The 21,251-nt window shown below is 44.0% G+C and carries 21 protein-coding genes; 11 read left to right on the top strand and 10 right to left on the bottom strand.

Annotation, left to right across the window (positions count from 1 at the left end; translation table 11 throughout):
- Window positions 1–3 precede the first annotated feature (3 nt).
- On the top strand, window positions 4–708 hold the full coding sequence (locus tag IEW69_RS13815; protein WP_188627460.1) for a CoA transferase subunit A: 705 nt from the start codon (window positions 4–6) through the stop codon (window positions 706–708).
- A 10-nt stretch (window positions 709–718) separates the two neighbouring features.
- Window positions 719–1,378 carry a CoA transferase subunit B gene (locus IEW69_RS13810; protein ID WP_188627459.1) on the top strand — a complete coding sequence of 220 codons (660 nt, stop codon included), beginning with the start codon at window positions 719–721 and terminating at the stop codon, window positions 1,376–1,378.
- Here IEW69_RS13810 and IEW69_RS13805 read toward each other — a convergent pair.
- Both IEW69_RS13805 and IEW69_RS13800 read right to left on the bottom strand, forming a co-directional pair.
- Entirely contained in the window at window positions 1,375–2,025 is a 651-nt protein-coding gene (locus tag IEW69_RS13805) for a uridine kinase family protein (RefSeq protein WP_188627458.1), read from the bottom strand. The genes IEW69_RS13810 and IEW69_RS13805 overlap by 4 nt on opposite strands.
- Complete coding sequence (locus tag IEW69_RS13800; protein WP_188627457.1) at window positions 2,015–3,208, bottom strand: LysM peptidoglycan-binding domain-containing protein; 1,194 nt, start codon at window positions 3,206–3,208, stop codon at window positions 2,015–2,017. Before IEW69_RS13800 ends, IEW69_RS13805 begins: the two co-directional genes overlap by 11 nt.
- Window positions 3,209–3,382: 174 nt before the next feature.
- Between IEW69_RS13800 and IEW69_RS13795 the strand changes: the two genes are divergently transcribed.
- Window positions 3,383–3,862: a Dps family protein gene (locus tag IEW69_RS13795; protein ID WP_188627456.1), complete on the top strand. Its 480-nt coding sequence runs from the start codon at window positions 3,383–3,385 to the stop codon at window positions 3,860–3,862.
- A gap of 91 nt (window positions 3,863–3,953) precedes the next feature.
- Window positions 3,954–5,783 (top strand): UbiD family decarboxylase, encoded by a 1,830-nt coding sequence (locus tag IEW69_RS13790; protein WP_188627455.1) that lies wholly within the window; start codon window positions 3,954–3,956, stop codon window positions 5,781–5,783.
- A 245-nt stretch (window positions 5,784–6,028) separates the two neighbouring features.
- On the opposite strand, the gene IEW69_RS13785 is transcribed toward IEW69_RS13790, so the two are convergent.
- Window positions 6,029–7,543, bottom strand: a complete 1,515-nt coding sequence (locus IEW69_RS13785; protein WP_188627454.1) for an OmpP1/FadL family transporter — start codon at window positions 7,541–7,543, stop codon at window positions 6,029–6,031.
- 18 nt (window positions 7,544–7,561) lie between these two features.
- Window positions 7,562–8,515, bottom strand: a complete 954-nt coding sequence (locus tag IEW69_RS13780; RefSeq protein WP_188627453.1) for a hypothetical protein — start codon at window positions 8,513–8,515, stop codon at window positions 7,562–7,564.
- A 100-nt stretch (window positions 8,516–8,615) separates the two neighbouring features.
- Between IEW69_RS13780 and proS the strand changes: the two genes are divergently transcribed.
- The 3 genes from proS to IEW69_RS13765 are packed head-to-tail and all read left to right on the top strand — an operon-like array spanning window position 8,616 to window position 12,056.
- Window positions 8,616–10,088 carry a proline--tRNA ligase gene (gene proS / locus IEW69_RS13775; RefSeq protein ID WP_188627452.1) on the top strand — a complete coding sequence of 491 codons (1,473 nt, stop codon included), beginning with the start codon at window positions 8,616–8,618 and terminating at the stop codon, window positions 10,086–10,088.
- Between the two features lie 43 nt (window positions 10,089–10,131).
- Window positions 10,132–11,271, top strand: coding sequence for a cystathionine gamma-synthase (locus IEW69_RS13770; protein WP_188627505.1), 1,140 nt, complete (start codon window positions 10,132–10,134; stop codon window positions 11,269–11,271).
- A gap of 5 nt (window positions 11,272–11,276) precedes the next feature.
- Entirely contained in the window at window positions 11,277–12,056 is a 780-nt protein-coding gene (locus tag IEW69_RS13765; protein ID WP_188627451.1) for a TIGR02757 family protein, read from the top strand.
- 18 nt (window positions 12,057–12,074) lie between these two features.
- Here the strand turns inward: IEW69_RS13765 and IEW69_RS13760 are convergent, their stop codons facing one another.
- The 4 genes from IEW69_RS13760 to IEW69_RS13745 all read right to left on the bottom strand — a co-directional run bounded on the left by IEW69_RS13760 (window position 12,075) and on the right by IEW69_RS13745 (window position 16,852).
- Window positions 12,075–12,803, bottom strand: a complete 729-nt coding sequence (locus IEW69_RS13760; protein WP_188627450.1) for a polyprenol monophosphomannose synthase — start codon at window positions 12,801–12,803, stop codon at window positions 12,075–12,077.
- A gap of 106 nt (window positions 12,804–12,909) precedes the next feature.
- Window positions 12,910–14,610, bottom strand: a complete 1,701-nt coding sequence (locus IEW69_RS13755; protein ID WP_188627449.1) for a peptide MFS transporter — start codon at window positions 14,608–14,610, stop codon at window positions 12,910–12,912.
- A gap of 136 nt (window positions 14,611–14,746) precedes the next feature.
- The gene (locus IEW69_RS13750; RefSeq protein ID WP_188627448.1) at window positions 14,747–15,667 is read right to left on the bottom strand and encodes a hypothetical protein; all 921 of its coding nucleotides are present in this window, start codon (window positions 15,665–15,667) and stop codon (window positions 14,747–14,749) included.
- A gap of 6 nt (window positions 15,668–15,673) precedes the next feature.
- Window positions 15,674–16,852 (bottom strand): acetyl-CoA C-acyltransferase, encoded by a 1,179-nt coding sequence (locus tag IEW69_RS13745; protein WP_188627447.1) that lies wholly within the window; start codon window positions 16,850–16,852, stop codon window positions 15,674–15,676.
- Window positions 16,853–16,968: 116 nt separating this feature from the next.
- On the opposite strand from IEW69_RS13745, the gene IEW69_RS13740 reads away from it, so the two are divergent.
- Together IEW69_RS13740 and IEW69_RS13735 are read left to right on the top strand one after the other, a co-directional pair.
- Window positions 16,969–17,703 carry a DUF481 domain-containing protein gene (locus IEW69_RS13740; RefSeq protein ID WP_188627446.1) on the top strand — a complete coding sequence of 245 codons (735 nt, stop codon included), beginning with the start codon at window positions 16,969–16,971 and terminating at the stop codon, window positions 17,701–17,703.
- Between the two features lie 88 nt (window positions 17,704–17,791).
- Window positions 17,792–18,067, top strand: coding sequence for a hypothetical protein (locus IEW69_RS13735; RefSeq protein WP_188627445.1), 276 nt, complete (start codon window positions 17,792–17,794; stop codon window positions 18,065–18,067).
- 136 nt (window positions 18,068–18,203) lie between these two features.
- Here IEW69_RS13735 and IEW69_RS13730 read toward each other — a convergent pair whose 3' ends face one another.
- Window positions 18,204–19,319, bottom strand: a complete 1,116-nt coding sequence (locus tag IEW69_RS13730) for a GNAT family N-acetyltransferase (protein ID WP_188627444.1) — start codon at window positions 19,317–19,319, stop codon at window positions 18,204–18,206.
- A 64-nt stretch (window positions 19,320–19,383) separates the two neighbouring features.
- Here IEW69_RS13730 and IEW69_RS13725 point away from each other — a divergent pair, with 64 nt between their 5' ends.
- A complete protein-coding gene (locus IEW69_RS13725) occupies window positions 19,384–20,163 on the top strand; it encodes a DNA-formamidopyrimidine glycosylase family protein (RefSeq protein WP_188627443.1) in 780 nt (259 codons plus the stop codon).
- A 140-nt stretch (window positions 20,164–20,303) separates the two neighbouring features.
- Here the strand turns inward: IEW69_RS13725 and IEW69_RS13720 are convergent, their stop codons facing one another.
- Window positions 20,304–20,831: a sigma-70 family RNA polymerase sigma factor gene (locus tag IEW69_RS13720; RefSeq protein WP_188627442.1), complete on the bottom strand. Its 528-nt coding sequence runs from the start codon at window positions 20,829–20,831 to the stop codon at window positions 20,304–20,306.
- 137 nt (window positions 20,832–20,968) lie between these two features.
- Between IEW69_RS13720 and IEW69_RS13715 the strand changes: the two genes are divergently transcribed.
- Window positions 20,969–21,250, top strand: coding sequence for a hypothetical protein (locus IEW69_RS13715; protein WP_188627441.1), 282 nt, complete (start codon window positions 20,969–20,971; stop codon window positions 21,248–21,250).
- Window position 21,251 lies beyond the last annotated feature (1 nt).

Here is a 21,251-nt window from a genome sequence, read left to right as displayed (position 1 = left end):
TATATGATCAATAAAGTAGTAGCGGGGGCTGATGAAGCCATCCACGATTTAAAAGACGGGCAAACCTTGATGCTTGGCGGCTTTGGTCTGTGCGGAATCCCTGAGAATTGCATCAACGCATTAGTGCGTAAAGGCATCAAAGACCTGACTTGCATTTCAAACAACGCCGGTGTCGATGATTTTGGCATCGGGCTTTTGCTCCAAAGTCGGCAGGTTAAAAAAATGATCTCATCTTATGTAGGTGAAAACGCAGAATTCGAGCGACAGCTGCTTAGTGGCGAGTTAGAGGTGGAACTGATCCCGCAAGGGACTTTAGCGACACGATGCCTTGCCGCTGGCTATGGCATGCCGGCAATATTTACACCAGCTGGAGTAGGTACTGAAGTCGCCGAAGGCAAAGAAGTAAGAAACTTTAATGGTAAGGAATACCTTATGGAGTACGCGTTTGAGGCGGATTTCGCAATTGTAAAAGCCTGGAAAGGTGACACAGCAGGCAATCTGATTTATAAATCAACTGCAAGGAATTTCAATCCTGTAATGGCTACTGCCGGCAAAATTACCATTGCAGAAGTTGAAGAACTCGTAGAAGCAGGTGAGCTTGATCCCGATCAAATACATACCCCAGGTGTTTATGTACACAGAATATTCCAAGGCGTAGATTACGAGAAACGCATTGAACAACGTACCTTAAGATCCAAAAATCCTTAATCAGCAAAACATGTTAGATAAAAATGGAATTGCAAAGAGAATTGCAAAAGAGTTAAAAGATGGATTTTATGTGAACCTGGGCATCGGAATTCCAACCTTAGTGGCCAACTATATTCCTGAAGGCATCAACGTCGTACTACAATCCGAAAACGGATTGTTGGGCATGGGACCATTCCCCATAGAAGGACAAGAAGACCCAGATCTAATCAATGCTGGCAAACAGACCATTACAACCCTACCTGGAAGTTCAATCTTCGACTCTGCACTAAGCTTCGGTATGATCAGAAGTCAGAAGATTGACTTAACGATCCTAGGTGCAATGGAGGTATCGGAACACGGAGATATCGCCAACTGGAAAATACCAGGTAAAATGGTGAAAGGCATGGGCGGCGCAATGGATCTTGTTGCTTCTGCAAAAAACATCATCGTAGCCATGCAACATGTAAACAAAGCTGGTGAAAGCAAGCTATTGCCCAAATGCAGCCTTCCTTTAACGGGCGTGAACTGCATCAAGAAAGTGGTTACTGAACTCGCTGTGCTCGACATTCTGCCGGAAGGTGGATTTCAATTGTTAGAGCGAGCCCCAGGGGTGAGTGTAGACTACATCAAACAGGCAACTGCCGGCCGATTGATCGCGCCGGAAGATACACCTGAAATGAAATTCGATTAAGCTGTATTCTTTTCTTCAATAAGGGGCTTTAGCTCATCTGAAATCTGTTGCGAAGCAACAATAATATCATCTGCCACATGTTTGTTATTCATAATAACCTTGTGGCAGCTGCCTTTATAAGGCAACAAGTATCTGCGATAGGCGGGTAGTACATGATTTACCCACTGATACATCACCATGTCTCTCGTGTATCCACGTTCAATTTCATCCCTTGAAATACGTCTGTTCAAGGTGATTTCCTCATCCGCATCCATGAAAATCTTCATGTCGAACAAATCCGAAATCTCTTTAAAGTGGAAGACAAATAGGCCTTCTACAATTATAATTGGAGCAGAGGTAATGTTTAATAACCTCGCATGCTCCTCATTCATATTAAAAGTATATTCTTTTTTCTCAACAGCCTCACCTGCAATAAGACGCTTCAAGTCGTGCAGTAAACGGGCATCATCAATACCTTCCGGAAGATCGAAATTAATCCAGCCGTTCTCATCGATTTTCTGTTCCTGCTTAGGACGATAGTAATCATCCTGGGAAATTAGACTTACTTCTTCGGTTCTAAAGTGGTGAAGAAAACACTTCAGGAAGAACGTTTTACCTGACCCACTACCACCTGCTACGCCTATTACAAAAGGCTTCTTATTGCTCATTATCTTGTCCGCTGTACGTTATATTGCAAAAAAATCTTTTATCAATCGCGCCGATTGAATCTGCTACAGCCTTTGTCATAACCAGTATCACATCCCTCGTAGATTCATTCTCGGTATACTTTCCCACAACTTTCGCAAATGCAGATCTGTTCGTCATCGGATTGGTAATCTTTACGATCGTCCCAACCGGAGCGGTGCGATGCAAAACAAGCATCTTTACCGGATCTAAATCCTGATCTGTGATCCAAACTGCGGTACCCTTCTCATCTACCTGATTTAAACCATATCTGCTCGCATCACCCCTCAATGAGGGATCTTTAATCGTGGCATCATCCAGGCTATCAGCCGCTGGTTCCGTTTTTACCGGATACTGTCCGCTAATCAGCAACTTCTGGCCCACGCGTAGCGAATTATTCGGTAGGTTATTTTTCGCTTTCAGCTGATCGATGGTCATTTTGTATGTCGTAGCGATGGAATACATCGTTTCATTGGAGGCAACGGTATGCTCAACAAACTTCTCGTTCAAAGCTGGGTTTCTATTCGTCGAATCTACAGGCTTCGACTGCGGTCTAGTTGCTGCAGTATTTGTTCCTGGAGGGAGAATAGGTTTAGGTTGTTCTACAGGTCTGGTGTTGTTGCCAGCGCGAACGTTGCCTGTTTGCGGGGCTGGATTCTGAGCCACTACGGTCTCCTGTGCTGCAGATGCAGCATCAACGGGAGCAGGGACCTTTAGTTGTTGCCCGATTCTTAAGTTAATGGTTCTTAATTCATTTATCCGTCGTAGCTCAGGGACGGTTGTTCCATGTGCCCGGGCAATACTATTCAAATTATCTTTCGGTTTAACTTCGTAGTCAATCAGCGTTGGTTCAACACTTTCGGCATTAGAGGCATTGTTTTTGGCCGATGCCTGGGCAGGCTTATTATCAAACGGCAATTTTGTTGGAATTTTGATCAAGACACCTACCTGGAGGTATTTATTCTCATTAAAGGTCATGATTTCTTTGGGGGAGACGTTGTATCTTCTACCAACCGAGTAGTAGGTGTCGTTTTTAACGATCTGGTGGATGATCACCTTACTGCCATTTAGATTTTCAACGCCGATAGAGTCGATGACCGAATGGGCTTTTACATTGGCTAAGAACATTAAATTCGTTGCCAATAGCACAGTAATATATTTATACATTAATAATTTTATAAGTTATTTGAATGGTTAAAACTAAGTTGATGCTTATTCCGAATAGTAAACGAGGAAATTACACCTCTATTGTATGAAATTTCCCGTTGCAGGAAACCATTTCATCGAAGCTTTGTTATAACTCTTGTTTCAATAATATTACAAATTAAAAAATAATAAACCATGGACGCAAAAGAAATAAGCCTGAACGAGCAAGAAGTTAAACCTGTTGTTGATCTTTTAAACGACTATCTTGCTAATTATCACATACATTACCAGAAATTGCGCGGTTGTCATTGGAATATCAAAGGTTCTAACTTTTTCACATTGCACGTAAAATTCGAAGAATTATATACGGAAGCACAAACAACAATAGATGAAATTGCTGAACGTGTGTTAACTTTAGGTAAGCCACCACACAGTCGCTTCGCGGATTACATCAATGAGTCACGCATCAAAGAAATTGACACCATTGGTATGCAAGATATGGCAATGATCGATGCAATTTTGGATGACATGTCCAAGCTGATCGAGATGGAACGTGAGCTTCTGGAGGCAACTGATGAGGCTGGTGACGAAGGAACCAACGACATGGTAAACCGGTTCATGCAGTTCAAAGAAAAGAACACCTGGATGCTTAGATCTTTTGCAGATAAGAAATAGAATCACCCTGATTACGAAAAAGCCACGCCCAAGCGTGGCTTTTTTTTGTTATAGATACTTCATTATTTATTAGTTTATACCTTTGATCCTGATGGGATATTCAAGCTTAGCAGCGTGCGTTAACGATTTAGAAAAACATGGACACCTGATCCGGATTAAGGAAGAGGTTGATCCATATCTCGAAATGGCCTCCATACATCTTCGGGTGTATGAAGAACAAGGGCCGGCCATACTTTTTGAAAATGTAAAAGGCTCTAAGTTCCCGGCTGTGTCAAACCTTTTTGGTACGCTGGAAAGGTCCAAGTTCATGTTCCGGGATAGTCTGGCGAATGTGGAACAGCTGGTCGGATTGCGATCAGATCCAATAAAAGCGATAAAGAACCCGTTTAAAACAGCAGGGGCGGGGCTAACTGCATTGTCTGCACTGCCATTAAAGCAAAGCCTGTTTAAATCTACATTCAGGAAAACCACCATCTCTGCATTGCCACAGATTGTCAATTGGCCGATGGACGGAGGACCTTTTATTACCATGCCCCAGGTTTACACAGAAGATGTAGAGAAACCAGGTATTCTGAATGCTAATCTTGGAATGTACCGGATTCAACTTGCCGGCAATGCTTATATTCAGGATCAGGAGATCGGCTTGCATTACCAGATCCACCGCGGAATAGGTGTACATCAATCTAAAGCAAATAAACTTGGTAAGCCTTTGAAGGTGAGCATCTTCGTAGGCGGACCACCATCACATCCGCTCGCCGCGGTGATGCCACTTCCGGAAGGCTTATCTGAGATGACCTTTGCTGGCGCGCTGGGCAACCGTCGGTTCCGCTATTTTTATGATGAAGAAGGTTTTTGCATCTCTGCAGATGCTGATTTTGTAATCACCGGAACCGTGTACCCCAATGAGAACAAGCCCGAAGGCCCATTTGGAGACCACCTTGGCTACTATAGTCTCACACACCCATTTCCTTTGATGAAGGTCCACAACGTTTACCATCGGGAGGATGCCATCTGGTCATTCACGGTAGTGGGTCGCCCGCCGCAGGAAGATACCAGTTTCGGAGCGCTCATCCACGAAATCACCGGATCAGCATTGCCTAAAGAAATTCATGGCCTGAAAGAAGTCAACGCAGTAGATGCAGCAGGGGTACACCCATTGCTGTTTGCCATCGGAAGTGAACGATATACACCATTTCTGGATGGACGTAGACCGCAGGAGATACTCACGATATCAAATCACATCCTTGGCAAAAATCAGCTTAGTTTAGCCAAATACCTGTTCATTGCCGCCAGGGAGGATGATGAACAGCTCTCGACGCATCATCTTCAGGAGTTTCTGATGCACGTACTTTCAAGGATGAACTTCAGAAGGGATCTCCATTTCCATACCCAAACGACCATCGACACGCTCGACTACACCGGTACGGGTTTAAATGCAGGCTCTAAAGTCGTCTTTGCTGCTGCCGGACCAGTTCGACGTTCCCTGCAGCGTACATTGCCAGCTGCCTTACCACTGCCGAAAGGTTTCAGCAATCCGCAACTTGCATTTCCAGGCGTGCTAACCCTTCAAGTGGAAGCATATACAACAGCAGCCGAAACAGCCTCCGATGTGCTCGCGCTCGACAAAGCCTTACAAAACACCGATCTGAGCGGTTTTGCGATGATCGTTCTGTGTGACGACAGTGCGTTTACCGCTTTAAACATCAACAACTTCGTATGGGTAACATTTACGCGTAGCAACCCGGCAGCAGATATCTATGGTATCGGCAGTGCTACGCACGATAAACATTGGGGTTGCGAAGGTCCAATCATTATTGACGCCCGAAAAAAGCCCCATCACGCACCAGAGCTGATCAAAGATCCAGTAATAGAAGCCAATACAACCAGAATTCTGGAAGGACTCAAACGGCAAGAACAATAAGCACGTTTAATAAAGAGCGTGGACCTAAGTCTTGTTGCTCATATTCAAAATGCTTAAGTATAAAACTAATTGAAAATGCATAAGCATAAAAATTCAAGAAGCATAGGTATAAACAAATTCAAGAAGCCTTAGCATAAAACACATTCGACAAGCACTAGCATCAAGACGAATTCAAAAAGCATAACCATAAAAAAAGGTCCTGAACGTAAGTTCAGGACCTTTTTTTATGCATTAGATTTGGATGATTAGAATCTAACCCCAAACGTTAAGAAAACGTTGTTTTTAGCAAAGTTAACATTCGCAACAGGCGCAGGTCCTACAGGATTGTTCAATGCTAACTGATAAGGACTGAAAGTATTCGTAGTCTCTACACGTTGGTAAGCAACATCAAAATAGTAGTTGTTATAACGGTATCCCAAGCCGCCACTGTAGATCTTAGTGTCAAAAACATTGTCATCATCATCTGCATATGGTGAGCCATTCAATCCGAAACCAGCTCTTAAAGCAACTGGTCCCAATTTGTACTCTCCACCCACACGATAGTTGATCGCTCCAGTATATTGATCTTTAATTTCCGCATTGTTATCGGCAATCGTTGAATTGCTTAGATAATTGTCAGAATTGCTCAACTTCATACTAGCGTAATCGATGTAGTCAATGTCAGCAGAGATTAAAGCATTGTTACCTAAGATCAGACTCGCTCCCAAAGATCCTTTATATGGTGTTCTCAGGTTGTACTCTGTCAGATAATTATCCGCCTGAGTTGGGAAGCTTGTCACACCACCGTTACTTGCTGTATACTCGGTGTATAACGATTCAGACCAGTTATCCTGGATATGTAACCAGGTAGGTGTCTGGAAAGTCGCACCAATTCTCAACGTACTTGTTGGTTTGAAAATCAAACCTAAGCGGCCGTTTACACCAGAACCATCGGTAAGTTGATTGATTCTGTATGAGAAGCTGTAATCCTCAGTCGTCAGATCATTCAAAGTTTGTACGCCTGATTCCAGGAATTCAGAATTTCTATCGTAGCGAATGTTCACGAAACCAAGTGAAGCACCCAAATACAATTGGTTCGAAATGTTCAAACCAGCAGCAACATTAAATTCTGAGGTAGAACCTGTTCTAAAGTCGTAGTTCTGCTGAACATTCGGAACTTCAGTAGCTGCATAATAACGTGTTGGATCATTAGCATCTGCTACAATTAAACCGCTGTCATACGCTTTTGCTTCTAATGAATTATCACCAAATTTATCCTGAGTTACCCCAGTTGCAATCTGTGCAAAATAGTCCGTCATGGAGTTCTGTGCGTTCTGTCCATCGTAGCGGAAGTTCGCATTGAAGTCGTTGGTCCGATTAAAACCAACACCCCAAACAATGCTTAGTGCACCTTTATTCAAATCTGCACCCTGACGTTTGCGGATAGGGGTGTAGAATACTGCACCTGCCTGATTCAGATTCAAATGGTTTTTCGAATCTTTCGTTCTTTGACCAAGATAAACAGCGTCAGCAGAAGCATTGTTAAATTCTGGCGTGATGCTGAATTCTGATCTGGTGAACATACCCAGCCCTGCAGGGTTTGCACCCAAAGAACTCATGTCACCACCTAAACCGATCTGCGCACCACCTAAACCTTTAAATCTTGAAGAGCTACCGTAATTTCCTTGAGAAAACCGTAAGGCGTCACTCGCATATTGTGCATATAATGTTCCTGTACCGGCTACTGTAGCCAGTATGAGCGTTGAAATAAACTTTTTCATGTGTGTGTTTAAAGTAAATTAGCCTCTACCTCCGGCTCTTGCTGGTCTTGATGAACCACCGCCACCGCCCATGCTACCACCGCTTGACCTTGATCCACCGTTATTAGCTGGCGGCGTATAAGTTGGTCTCGATGAACGCTCTGGTGTGTAGCCTTCAGTTCTGGTCGGTCTTTGACTTGTTGGTCTTTGACTGGTTGGTCTCTGGCTTCTTGTCGGCGCACCTACCTGGTTATCACGACCTGGTCTTGCACCTATTGCCGCACCACGGTTCGGGTTGTAGGTTCCTGCACCGGCACTTCTACCGCCAAGTACTACACCACCACCTGTGTTTCCACGTGAGCCTGCTGCATTGTTAATTCTGGATCCGCCATTGCGATAGCCAATTCCGTTTTCAGAACCTCTGGTCGGACGACCACCTGCACTTACACGACCATTTCCAACAAGGTATCCGCCACCATAGTAGCCACCACCCAGGAATCCGCCGCCGTAATAACCGCCACCCATGTATCCGCCATAAGGCCATGTGCGATAGCCCCAGAAAGGTGAATATAAACCACCATAAGAATAAGGACCCCAGAAACCGCCGCCCCAGCCGTAGTTGAAGCCTAAGCCAAAGGATAAACCTGAGTAATAAGGAGAGAAAGCATTGTATCCGTAGAAGCCGTCAAAGTATGGATCGAAGAACGGATCATAGTAGGAGCGGAATGGGCTTCCATAGTAGAATCTGTTAATACGAGAATAATAATCCATATCGTAGTTCGGGTCGCTACTGCCATAATTGTTGGTAGAGATTGAATCCTGGTACCTCGCAGCTGCAGAAGGTGCAGGTCTTTCATATGCTACCGCAGTCGCAGTCGTATTGTAAACATCATCCTGAATGTTTACGCTCTGTGCCATCTGTGGTGTCGAACAAGATGTGACAACCAAGGACGTCCACGCGAGCAGACCGGTGAATAAATAGATTGGTTTCATATATCTGATTGTTTGTGTGTGTGAACTTAAATAGCTATAAATTTATAGATTTGTAACTATTATTACAAGTCAACAAACACAAAAAACGTTCCAAGCGGCTATGAGCAAAGGTATTACAAGTAAAAATGAAGACTATTCACAGTGGTATAACGACATTGTTATAAAAGCCGACCTGGCAGAGCATTCATCTGTCAAGGGTTGTATGGTCATTAAGCCCTATGGTTACTCCATTTGGGAGAAAATGCAGGCTGTTTTAGATCAAAAATTCAAGGATACTGGTCACAGTAATGCCTATTTTCCATTATTCATTCCCAAGTCATTTTTCTCTAAAGAAGCAGCTCACGTAGAAGGTTTTGCCACGGAGTGTGCTGTCGTGACACATTATCGTCTGAAGAATGACGGAAATGGCAATATCATCGTTGATGAGACTGCCAAATTGGAAGAAGAGCTGATCGTGCGTCCTACTTCCGAAACCATCATCTGGAATACATTCAAAGGCTGGGTGCAGTCTTACCGCGACCTTCCACTACTTATAAATCAATGGGCAAACGTTGTCCGTTGGGAAATGAGAACCCGATTGTTCCTTAGAACCACGGAATTCCTGTGGCAAGAAGGGCACACTGCCCATGCAACCTCTCAGGAAGCTGTAGAAGAAACAGAAAGAATGCTAGACGTTTATGCAGATTTCGCAGAGAACTGGATGGCACTACCTGTTGTGCGTGGTAAAAAGACAGCCAATGAGCGCTTTGCGGGTGCATTAGATACCTACTGCATTGAAGCCTTGATGCAGGATGGAAAAGCCCTGCAGGCCGGAACATCCCACTTCCTGGGCCAGAACTTTGCCAAAGCATTTGATGTGAAGTTCACCAGTAAAGAAGGCAAAATAGATCACGTATGGGCTTCTTCATGGGGGGTGTCTACACGCTTAATCGGAGCGCTGATTATGGCACACAGTGATGACGCTGGATTAGTGCTTCCACCGAAACTTGCACCTATCCAAGTGGTGATCGTTCCAATCTATAAAAGTGATGCAGCCCTGGAGAACATCTCAAACTTCGTAGACAAACTAATGCCGAAATTAAAAGCCTTGGGCATCTCCGTGAAATATGATGACCGCGACACCCAACGTCCAGGTTTCAAGTTTGCAGAATACGAGCTTAAAGGCGTACCTGTTCGTGTAGCGATCGGTGCCCGGGATATGGAAAACCAAACTGTTGAACTTGCACGCAGAGATACGCGTGAGAAACAAACGGTCTCACAAGATGGTCTGGAAATCCACATCGCTCAACTGCTTAATGAAATTCAGGAAAACATCTACAATAAAGCAGAAACCTTCCGTGATGAACACATTACAGAAGCAAACTCTTACGAGGAGTTCCAGGCATTGCTTGATGGTAAAACAGGCTTTATTGCTGCACATTGGGATGGTACTACAGAGACCGAGCTAAAAATAAAAGAAGAAACAAAGGCTACAATCAGATGTATACCGTTAAATAATAAGCAGGAAGAGGGTATTTGCATCTATTCTGGCAAACCATCAACGCAACGCGTGCTGTTTGCAAGAGCATACTAACCAAGATCTGCTTTAAAATTCATAAATCATGATGAAAGACAATATGAAATTTGCCACCAAAGCCATTCACGCGGGACAGGAACCTGACCCGACCACCGGCGCGGTGATGACACCAATTTATCAAACATCTACCTACGCGCAAAAAGCGCCGGGTGACCATAAAGGTTTTGAATATTCAAGAGGAACCAACCCAACTCGTCAAGCGCTTGAAGCTTGCCTTGCTGCACTTGAGAATGCTAAATACGGTTTAGCCTTCTCCAGCGGTATGGGCGCCACGGATGCAGTAATGAAGCTATTGCAACCGGGTGATGAGGTAATTACCGGAAACGACTTATACGGTGGCTCATACCGGATCTTTACGAAGATCTACATGAAATATGGTATCAAGTTTCACTTCCTGGATCTTTCAAAGCCCGAAAACATCGAGCAATACATCAACGAAAAAACAAAGCTCGTGTGGATTGAAACACCAACCAATCCCACTATGCAGATTATTGATATTGAAGGCATCGCAAAGATTACCAAAGCGAACAACATCTTGCTTTCGGTAGATAACACTTTCGCTTCACCTTACCTGCAAAATCCAATGGATCTTGGTGCAGATATCGTGATGCACTCGGTAACCAAATACATTGGTGGTCACTCCGATGTGGTTATGGGAGCCTTGCTGGTAAATGATGATGAACTATACAAACAACTATGGTTCATTTATAATGCCTGTGGTGCAACCCCGGGACCGCAGGATGCCTTCCTGGTATTGCGTGGTATCAAAACCCTGCACCTGCGAATGAAAGCACACTGTGAAAACGGTGCTCGTGTGGCGGCGTTCCTAAAGACGCATCCAAAGATCGACAAGATCTACTGGCCAGGTTTTGAAGATCATCCTAACCATGACGTTGCAAAGCGTCAGATGCGTGATTTCGGCGGTATGGTATCCATCACAATCAAAGATGCAGACCTTCAGGAAACCTATCGTATTGCTTCAAGATTCAAGGTGTTTACATTGGCAGAATCACTTGGCGGTGTGGAGTCCTTGATCAATCACCCGACAAGCATGACCCATGGTTCAATTCCTAAAGACGAACGCGAGAAAGTTGGTGTAACCGATAACCTGCTCCGCTTGAGCGTAGGGGTAGAGGATATTGAAGACCTGCTTGCAGATCTTGAACAGGCACTTAGCTAAGGACCTTGGACTTTCTGGAATTACAATCCTTTCTGGATCTTAAAGTGCGGGCATATAATCAACCCGGGTTCATCACCAATGACCCGATTTGTATTCCGCACCAATATCACATCAAACAAGACATCGAAATTGCCGCATTTTTCGCGGCAATTTTAGCTTGGGGCCAGCGCAAAACGATCATAAACAAATGTAACGAGTTGTTTCAGCGGATGGACAACGCGCCATATCAATTTATGCTGCAACATGAAGACCAGGATCTGAAACGTTTATTGGGCTTTAAGCATCGGACCTTCAACGATACCGATCTACTCTATTTCGTGCATTTCTTCAAGCATCATTACAGTCAATCCGATACCCTTGAAGATGCCTTTTTACCTGATCCGAAAGCTAAAAGCGGAACATTCGATGGCGAGCAGGTACTCAACCATTTCAGATCTTATTTTTTCAGTCTGCCTGATTTTCCACACCGTACTAAAAAGCATATTTCTTCGCCCATGCAGAAATCTACCTGCAAGCGACTAAACATGTTTCTAAGATGGATGGTGCGTAAAGATAACTGTGGCGTTGACTTCGGCTTGTGGGCCAAGATTAAGCCCGCTGCGTTGATATGTCCCTGTGATGTGCACGTTGACAGGGTAGCCAGAATTCTAGGGCTTATATCAAGAAAACAGACGGATTGGCTTACGGCAGTAGAACTAACAGCGAAGCTACGGGCGTTTGATCCAGCAGACCCGGTGAAGTATGACTTTGCTTTATTTGGACTAGGGGTAGAGGCTAAGCTCTAACGCCTAAAGTTCTTGAACTTAGCGCTTGTAGTTTCTGAACCAACTGTTAACCTTCATCTGAATGACGCCCAAAAACGCTTCCCTGAAAATTCTGGTACTCATCTTTGACACGCCCTCTGTACGATCGGTGAATATAATCGGCACTTCAATAACCTTAAACCCGTACTGGATGGCGGTGAACTTCATCTCGATCTGAAAGGCATAACCAACGAATTTGATTTTTTCCATAGGAATGGTCTCCAACACCACTCTGCGATAGCACTTAAAACCCGCTGTGGCATCTTGTATGTCTATCCTGGTAATCAGTCGTACGTACATTGAAGCGAAGTAAGACATCAACACCCTGCTCATCGGCCAGTTTACCACATTAACCCCCTTCACATACCTGGAGCCAATAGCAACATCGGCGCCTTCCATGCATGCTGCCCTTAGGCGAATCAAGTCCAATGGATTGTGTGAGAAATCGGCATCCATCTCAAAGATGTAGCTATAATTCCGGCTGAGTGCCCATTTAAAACCGTGGATATAGGCAGTCCCAAGGCCTAGTTTTCCAACACGTTGCTCCAGGTGCAGCAAACCAGGAAATTCCATCTGTAACCTTTGTACAATCGCTGCTGTACCATCAGGTGAGCCATCGTCGATGATCAGAATCTCAAAGTCGGAATTCAGTTCTATTACTTTCCTTATAATTTTCTCAACGTTCTCTTTCTCATTATAAGTAGGAATAATTACTAAGCTGTCTCTCACGCGGGGGTATTGGTGGTTTAAAATGTTCTGCAAAAATATTGATTTTAAATTAAAAAACCCGTAGTAAAAATCTTACTACGGGTCTATATCAATTTGGGGAGCTGAATTATCTCACACCGTGCATCATTTTCTTAAGGAATCCTGAAATCAGGAACAACACGATTGCTGCAACACCTGAAAGCGTTACGAACACCATGAAGAATTCATAAAGATTATGGATGGTAAAACCAGCAAATGTTGGATATACAAGGTCAATTTTCTCTTTGGTCATGATCGCAATCTGCTCTGCAGTTGCAGTGACATTACCGTCCAGGATCCCTTTCAGGTCAATTCCTTTAGAAGTGGCAAATTCGAACTTATCACCGGTTGGTGGAATTAATGCGCCCAAGGTACCTGCAAGTGCATAACCTGCAGCATTACCAATGAACCATACACCCATTAACAGAGAAGAGAAACGTTTAGGCGCAAGTTTAGACACCAACGAAAGTCCGATAGGAGAAAGACAAAGCTCTCCAAGCGTGTGGAACAGATACATGACAAATAACCAGTGTACTGCCAATTTACCCGTATCACCGATCTTTGCAATCTGAATTGCGATGATGTAATAACCTACAGCAAGTAATAATAAACCAATTGCTTGTTTAACGGGAGAGATTGGCTCCAGGTTTCTTGCCTGAAGTTTTAACCATAACCAGCTAAATGGCAAGGCAAACATCACGATGAAAATCGAGTTGGCATTCTGAACGAAACTTGGCGGCAATTGGAAGCCCAGGAAGTTTAAGTCCGTCTGTTTATCTGCAACGAAGGTTAATGATGAACCCGCCTGTTCAAAGGCAGACCAGAAGAAGATCACGAAGAAAGCGATGATGTACATCACGATAATACGGTCACGTTCGATCTTGGTAATTGATTTATCTGTAAGAATCAATACGGCCAGGCTGACCGCTGCCGCATAAATGAAGGGATAAACCCAGCTCTTAATTGGATTTGGATCAAGCGATAAGTAGTGAAAAGCGAAGTATAGAACCACCATTAAGATACCACAGCCCAGCATAGCTGGCTTTGTGAAGTTCGCTTTTTCCACTTCTTCGCCAGCAACAGTATTAGTGAAGTCAGGCTTAGCACCTACCGGTTTGCCATTTGGATCTACAACAAACTTGTTTTTAAGTACGAAGAACAACAGGGTACCAAAGAACATCGCCAGACCTGCAGCAAGGAATCCCCAACGGAAAGCCTCCACAACACGTACTTCACCAACCTTCACATCACCCAGGAAAGGGCAGATCGACATACCTAAGAAGGCACCCACGTTGATACCCATGTAGAAGATTGTAAACGCTGAATCCAGCCTGTTATCGCCTTTATGGTATAGCTGCCCAACAATTGAAGAAATGTTTGGTTTAAAGAAACCATTACCTAAGATAATCGTACCTAAGGCAATCCACATCAATGTTTTAGCTAACTCCAGATTGGTATCGAAAGTGGAACCACTCATGAACAGCAGCAACTGTCCTATACCCATAACCAGACCACCCAGCATAATACAATTACGGTTACCCAGATACCTGTCTGCAACAAAACCGCCCAACATTGGCGTGAGGTAGCAAAGGCCTAAGAATCCACCGTAGATGATTGAGGAGTCTTTATCTGAAAATGCGAGTGCATTTACTAAAAACAGCGTAAGTAGTGCGCGCATTCCGTAGAAGTTGAAACGCTCCCACATCTCCGTCGTAAAAAGCACATACAAGCCCTTCGGGTGTCCCTTTTTGGAACCTGTATGATGTTCAGGTTGTAGAATTTCTTCCATTGTGTGTTTATTTGTAAATAAAGTTTAAGAATTAAAATCTAAATGCATCAAAGTTGGGCAAGTTAATCAGACATTGTCAAACTCGCAAATATTAAATCCTGAGGTGGAATAGCCGGTATACCTGCTTTAGGGGATTCTAGAACTTCTTTTTCGCAGGAATGTCTTTCCGTAAAGGATCAATATAGAACGCATCCTGATCATCCGGATCGTTGTTCAATTCAATGTTTTCCACAAGCTTCAAGCGACCTTTCTGGATCTGATAACCATCAAAGCTGGAGTCAGATGCATAAAACTCGTAGTTCCCCTGCATGGCAGGGTCATACGGCGCCAGGTGATCACAAACAATCATGTTTACTTTCTTGTCGAAACGTAGGGTCATCGAGTTCAGCTTGTTGTAAGTAAAAACAAGCCTGTTTTTTGTGCTCAGCTGCCCAGCTTGTTCAAAGACTGGTTTACCGAAAGTGGCAGTGCCGCCTTTTAGTGAAAGGATTTCAATCACCTTGCTGGTTGTCTTCTGGTTGTTGCCTTTCCAGCCTAAAAGCGCATAATAGGTGTCTTTACCCTCCGCTACAGGTACAATATCGTAGTACCGGCTACCAAACCAAATCTTAGGTTCTGTAACTGCATTACTGTCTGTGAAGTTAGAGGTTTGATCAATTAAAGGAATCAACTTGACCTCGCCTTGTTTGGAAGGCAGTTGAATGGTTCCGAAGTACCTGAATCCGCCTTCATCTGTCGGTACAAACCAGGTATAGAGTTTTACCGCATTGTCTGGCGATTTGATCACGGATACCATATCAAGCGAATCAAAACCGAAATTGAAGCTGCCCGGTAAGCGCAACGCCTGAACCAGGGTTTTAATGAAAGTGGCATTCTGCTCAAAGCGTGCCGTGTTTTCGCGCGCTTCAATGATTTTCTTACTGAGGCCAAGCAGGCTGTCCTGTAAGGCTGTTAGCTCGGTTGTTGCCGATATGTCACTATTTTGCTGTGCCCGGGTGTTGAGCCCTGCACAGCAAAGATAACTTGCTAATAAAAAAGCTGTTAAAGCCTTCTTCATTCAATATTAATTTAGGTTTTCGATCACGATTGCACTTGCGCCACCGCCACCATTACAGATCCCGGCAACGCCGATCTTGCCTTGCTGTTGGTTCAGCACGTTGACTAAGGTAACCACGATCCTGGCACCGGAAGCACCAAGTGGATGCCCTAAGGCAACAGCACCACCGTTAATGTTAACCTTGCTGTCATCTAAAGATAGTGCCTGGTTGTTCGCAATGGCAACAACAGAGAAAGCCTCATTGATTTCAAAGAAATCAACATCCTTAATGTCGATGTTTCCTCTTTGTAAAGCTAAAGGAATGGCTTTAGATGGGGCAGTGGTAAACCATTCTGGTGCTTGTTGTGCGTCAGCATAGCTGATGATCTTTGCCAATGGCTTTAATCCTAGTGCTACTGCTTTTTCCATGCTCATCAATACCAATGCTGCAGCACCGTCATTCAAAGTAGATGCATTTGCAGCAGTAACGGTACCTTCTTTAGAGAACACCGGCTTTAAGCCAGGAATCTTATCGAATTTAACTGTTGATGGTTCTTCATCCTGATCAATCAGCGTTACATTACCTTTACGATCCTTTACTTCAACCGCAACGATCTCAGATTTGAAATTTCCGGAAGCATGTGCCGCTTGCGCACGCTCGTATGAAGCGATGGCATAAGCATCTTGCTGCTCCCTGCTGATCTCACAAGTGCTGGCACAAAGTTCAGCCGCAGACCCCATGTGGTAGTCGTTATAAACGTCCCAAAGTCCGTCCTTAACCAAACCGTCTGTTAATTGTCCATGGCCCAAACGGTAACCTGTTCTGGCTTTGTCCAGGTAAAAGGGAACATTGCTCATGCTTTCCATACCGCCAGCTACAATGATGTCCTGCTCACCTAAAGCAATACTTTGCGCAGCAAGCATAATTGCTTTAGTACCAGAAGCACAAACTTTATTAATGGTTGTTGCCGGTAGATCATGAAGGCCAGCATTTTTTGCTGCCTGCGTAGCCGGAGCCTGGCCCAGGTTGGCAGATAATACATTTCCCATGTACACTTCCTGCACATCTTCGGGCTTAATTCCAGCCCTTTCGATAGCTCCCTTTATGGCAATACCGCCCAACTGGGTGGCTGAGAATCCTGCTAAACTTCCACCAAAAGCGCCTATTGGTGTTCTAACTGCAGATACAATAACAACTTCTTTCATTCTTGTTTATATAAATTGGTTCTTACAAAGTTAGCAAATTAAGCCCAGTTGGGCAACGCAGCCGATCATGGAAAACCTTTTCTGAACACCCTTGTTTTTAGACTTTACGTTAAGCTATGGTCAAAAGATTACCCATCCTTTTTTTGCTATTGTTCATCAGCGTCAATGCTTCCGCTCAATATACAGACAGCACCCAGTACTTTTTTGGATATGCCTTTACCGGATCCATCAACAAAACAGATGACGGTACGGCAAATCTGCTTAATAATGCCGTTAAACTCGGGATGAAGAAAAAGAGCATTTCCATGAACTTCAACAATTCTTATGTTTATGGAAAGCAGAACGGTCAACTGACCAATGATGATATTTCCTCTGCTTTTGACATAAACCTTTACAAGACCTTCCCGCACTTTAACTATTGGGGCTTAGCGAACTTTAACAAAAGTTTCTCCCTGAAAGTGAATCAGCAATGGCTTGCAGGGGTCGGCATCGCATATAGCATCATTGATCGGGAGCATGCCTACTTAAACCTGAGCGATGGGATTCTCATTGATCATAGCGATTTGATTCTCGAAGGTGGCATTGCCGATAAATACGAGACGCTCCGAAACTCCTTCCGTTTCAATTACAACTTCGTGATCAAAGAAAAGATCGTTTTCAATGGATCGAATTTTATTCAAAACTCCCTGTCCAATAAGAACGATTTCAACATCAAAACAACAAACCGCCTTGGCCTGAAATTCAATAAATGGTTAAACCTGAATGCGCAGCTGGACTACAACAGGGTAAATCGAAATCGTCGGGAAAACCTGCTTTTAAGTTATGGACTGAGCTTCGAAAGATACTTCTAACTGCCTTGCCGCCCAGCCCGCAAGTTTCAGGCGGTTCAAACAACACCCGGATCATGTTGTTATAAGTACGAACCTCAAATTGAACATTATGGATACGACAGACAATAAATTACCACTGGATGATAGCATGGGCCAGGACTATGATGAACAATCAAGTCAGCAGGATGTACACTCGAATGGCCTGAGCGATGAATTTGTTCTGAACCAGTTGAAAGCAGAAGATGAAGACGATGATGGCATACAGATGCCGGAGTCTGATTTACTGGAACAAGCATCAGATTCTTCGGAGCCATCCTTCACCTTAGACCCTGATAAAGGCATTGCACCGAAACAGTCTGATGAAGACACTAACGTGAAAAGTTAATCCGGCATTCAGGAGAAACACAGTATGCACACACAACAAACGCACACGAAACGCACATAACTTGTGCGCTTGGTGTGCGTCTCGTGTGCGGTTCGTGTGCGTTTGGTCTGCGTTTGGTACGGAGCTATCCCCTCCGCTATATCCCTTTCTCGTAGATCCGGTACCTTTTGTATGGTGTACCTTTAATTGCAATGATGGCGTTATTCACCATGTCATTGTTTTCCAGCGTCCAGCCAGCCTCTGCATATTGAAGACCTTTCTTGCGGTAAGATTTAATGATGGAGCCGTATATACATGCTTCAATCCCCATCTTCCGGTATCCGTCAACAACACCTAAAAGCAGGATGCGTATACCTTTGATCTTCTTCTTGCCGAGTAGTAACTTGAAAATACCTGTCGGCAACAAGCGACCTCGTTTAACTTTAATCAGAATTTCGTTTAAGTCTGGTATTGCAGCGCCAAAGCCGACAACCTTCCCGTTCTGTTCTGCAATAAAGCAGAAGTCAGGATCCAGAATCAGCTTCAGGTCTTTAGCCTGGTAGTCGTACTCTTCGTCATTCAGCGGCACAAAGCCCAGGTTTTTGTCCCATGCTTTATTGTAAACTTCACGCAGGGCTTCCGCATCTTGCTTGAAGTTCTTCATGTTGATTTTGCGAATGATGATATCATTCCTATTCAGACGCTCTTCCAACCTGTCCATCAGTTTTACCGACCGGTCGTCGTAGTTCGAGCCATCCCATTTCCAGGCAAGTAGGTCTACCTTCTTCGCCAGATTCCAGTTTTCCAGCAGGGTTGCGTAGTAGGGTGCGTTGTACGGCATCATCACCACAGGTGGCGAGTCAAATCCTTCAATCAGCAGTCCACAGGATTCGTTCGTAGAGAAGTTTACCGGACCGATTATCGTGGAAAGTCCTTTTTCCAATAACCAGGTTTTCGCCTGTTCGAGCAGCATATTTGCGGTTTCCTGATCATTGATGCAGTCAAAAAAACCATAAAACCCGTCGTTGGTTCCATTAAACTCATTGTGCGCGGTATTGTGGATTGCTGCAACACGCCCGGTGATTTTATCACCGTCGAACAAAAGAAAGCACTGGAGGGATGAATGTTTGTGGAAGGGGTGCGTGGTTAGCAGATCCCGTTGTGCTATGAAAAGTTCTGGTACATAGTTGGGATCGTGGGCATATAGATCGTGTGGAAAATCAATGAAAGCCTTTAATTCGGCTTTTGATTTTACCGGTACTATTTTCTTCATCGGATTCTTCGTAATTTAGGACTAAGTTAGTCTATTTATTTAAAATCATAGAACACGCCAGAACATGCCAGAGCTCCCAGACCTTCAGGCTTTCAGCCAGAACTTACAGCGGCGACTTTCGGGAAAGCGCATAAAAGCGGTGGCCTTGAATTCCAAAAAAGCTGAAGCGACTTTAGCTGAACTTGAATCTGCCTTGCTGGGTGGCGTTATAGAAAAGGTGTTCCGGGAAGGTAAGCAACTTCGTATTGCTTTTAATTCAGGTCAGTTGCTTGGCTTGCACTTGATGTTACATGGCGAGCTGCATATTTCGCCAGCTGATGAACCGGTCAAGTTCAGCGTGTTCGAGCTACTGCTGGATACAGGGGAAAAGTTCGTGCTTTCGGACTTTCAGAAACAAGCACGACCGATGTTGAACCCTGAACCAGTTGATGTTCCTGATGCATTATCGAAAGCATTAAACTTCAAGTATCTGAAGGAAGTACTAGGTGGCAAGAAAGCGATTATCAAAAATGTGTTGCTTGATCAGGAGGTAGTACGGGGGATCGGAAATGCGTATGCGGATGAGATTTTATGGCATGCAAAGATATCACCGTTTTCCATTAGTAAGGCAGTGCCGGATGCTGAAGTCAAGACCTTGCTAAAATCGATACGGCATGTGCTCGAACATGCTATAAAACAAATCTTAAAAGAAAAGCCGGATATCATGTCCGGAGAGCTGCGGGATTTTCTGCTCATCCACCAGAACAAAAGTCCGGAAAGCCCAACAGGGCATAAGATCGAGATCGTAAAGGCTGGTGCAAGAAAGACCTATTTCACCGATGAACAGGTTTTATTTCAATTGTAACCCGAACAGTACAGTTGGTTCAGTATAGTAGATATTCAACGCGCCGAGCTTTGCGTACATAAAAAAACTTTCCAGGTGCGGCTTCTACCGCAATGGTGCGGACAAATCCCACAACTGGAAAGCTTTAAATAATCAACCAACTAGTCGATTACTTCATGCATGTTTTCTGCATAAACCTTTAATCTTGACTTCAAAATCTGACGTGCCAGATGTATTCTGGTTTTTACGGTTCCGATCGGGATGTTCAGCATCTCTGCAATTTCCTGATATTTATAGCCTTCAAAGTATTTGACGAAGGGTGTGTAGTATTCTGGTTGTAGTTTGGAAAGGATTTTATTGATGTCATCTGTGACGAACTTGCTGTTGCAGGTATTTGATTCAGCGTTGTTGGAGAGGTTGTGATTGCTGATTTCGTCGGATTGGATGATTACGTTTTCTTTTCTTTTGATCCTTCTGTATTCGTTGATGTAGGTGTTCTTTAAAATGGTAAATAACCATCCACGTAAATTTGTTCCCTGTTTAAAAAGTCCTGAATACCTAAAGGCTTTTAAGAGTGTATCCTGAACTAAATCGTTGGCATCATCAATATCCTGGGTGTATTTAAGGGCAAACGCTTGAAGCGCATTCTTGTGGTCACAGATCTGTACGTTGATGTCTAGGTTTTTCATAGGTTTTAAGTTATAGGATGTGCTTTTTTCAGAACAATCTATGTACCAAAGTATTACTACGGGCCAATATGTTTTTGATTACGGCATCAAACTAAGTGCAGGCCTTTACTGTTGTATTTTAAACAAATATGAAAATCATGGAAAACACCAATTTGAACAACCAGCAGTCCGGAACTCCGGAAAATGATTCTGTGAAATTGAACAATGATACAGACTTTGAAAACCCGAGTGTAGATCCAGGATTTGCAGAATCTGATGACGATTCAGCAGGAAATGAAATGGATGGTCGCGAAGATGAGCGCAGCGGCAACATCGATTCTGGCAAGAGCATCAAAGAGATGCGTGAAGAGTTCGACCAGGATCAGGATGCGATGAATAATAAACCAGGCGATGGTGCCTATGATCCCACTAAAATATAGA

Source organism: Pedobacter quisquiliarum, from assembly GCF_014642175.1.
Lineage (GTDB): Bacteria > Bacteroidota > Bacteroidia > Sphingobacteriales > Sphingobacteriaceae > Pedobacter > Pedobacter quisquiliarum.
This window is presented reverse-complemented; position numbering and strand designations above follow the sequence as displayed.

Excerpts from the sequence above, each read along its gene's own strand:
- IEW69_RS13805 (WP_188627458.1), bottom strand. The coding sequence starts at position 2,025 with ATGAGCAATAAGAAGCCTTTTGTAATAGGCGTAGCAGGTGGTAGTGGG.
- IEW69_RS13745 (WP_188627447.1), bottom strand. The coding sequence starts at position 16,852 with ATGAAAGAAGTTGTTATTGTATCTGCAGTTAGAACACCAATAGGCGCT.
- IEW69_RS13785 (WP_188627454.1), bottom strand. The coding sequence starts at position 7,543 with ATGAAAAAGTTTATTTCAACGCTCATACTGGCTACAGTAGCCGGTACA.
- IEW69_RS13780 (WP_188627453.1), bottom strand. The coding sequence starts at position 8,515 with ATGAAACCAATCTATTTATTCACCGGTCTGCTCGCGTGGACGTCCTTG.
- IEW69_RS13795 (WP_188627456.1), top strand. The coding sequence starts at position 3,383 with ATGGACGCAAAAGAAATAAGCCTGAACGAGCAAGAAGTTAAACCTGTT.
- IEW69_RS13730 (WP_188627444.1), bottom strand. The coding sequence starts at position 19,319 with ATGAAGAAAATAGTACCGGTAAAATCAAAAGCCGAATTAAAGGCTTTC.
- IEW69_RS13755 (WP_188627449.1), bottom strand. The coding sequence starts at position 14,610 with ATGGAAGAAATTCTACAACCTGAACATCATACAGGTTCCAAAAAGGGA.
- IEW69_RS13740 (WP_188627446.1), top strand. The coding sequence starts at position 16,969 with ATGGTCAAAAGATTACCCATCCTTTTTTTGCTATTGTTCATCAGCGTC.
- IEW69_RS13800 (WP_188627457.1), bottom strand. The coding sequence starts at position 3,208 with ATGTATAAATATATTACTGTGCTATTGGCAACGAATTTAATGTTCTTA.
- IEW69_RS13815 (WP_188627460.1), top strand. The coding sequence starts at position 4 with ATGATCAATAAAGTAGTAGCGGGGGCTGATGAAGCCATCCACGATTTA.
- IEW69_RS13720 (WP_188627442.1), bottom strand. The coding sequence starts at position 20,831 with ATGAAAAACCTAGACATCAACGTACAGATCTGTGACCACAAGAATGCG.
- IEW69_RS13750 (WP_188627448.1), bottom strand. The coding sequence starts at position 15,667 with ATGAAGAAGGCTTTAACAGCTTTTTTATTAGCAAGTTATCTTTGCTGT.
- IEW69_RS13735 (WP_188627445.1), top strand. The coding sequence starts at position 17,792 with ATGGATACGACAGACAATAAATTACCACTGGATGATAGCATGGGCCAG.
- IEW69_RS13715 (WP_188627441.1), top strand. The coding sequence starts at position 20,969 with ATGGAAAACACCAATTTGAACAACCAGCAGTCCGGAACTCCGGAAAAT.
- proS (WP_188627452.1), top strand. The coding sequence starts at position 8,616 with ATGAGCAAAGGTATTACAAGTAAAAATGAAGACTATTCACAGTGGTAT.
- IEW69_RS13790 (WP_188627455.1), top strand. The coding sequence starts at position 3,954 with ATGGGATATTCAAGCTTAGCAGCGTGCGTTAACGATTTAGAAAAACAT.
- IEW69_RS13725 (WP_188627443.1), top strand. The coding sequence starts at position 19,384 with ATGCCAGAGCTCCCAGACCTTCAGGCTTTCAGCCAGAACTTACAGCGG.
- IEW69_RS13810 (WP_188627459.1), top strand. The coding sequence starts at position 719 with ATGTTAGATAAAAATGGAATTGCAAAGAGAATTGCAAAAGAGTTAAAA.
- IEW69_RS13770 (WP_188627505.1), top strand. The coding sequence starts at position 10,132 with ATGAAATTTGCCACCAAAGCCATTCACGCGGGACAGGAACCTGACCCG.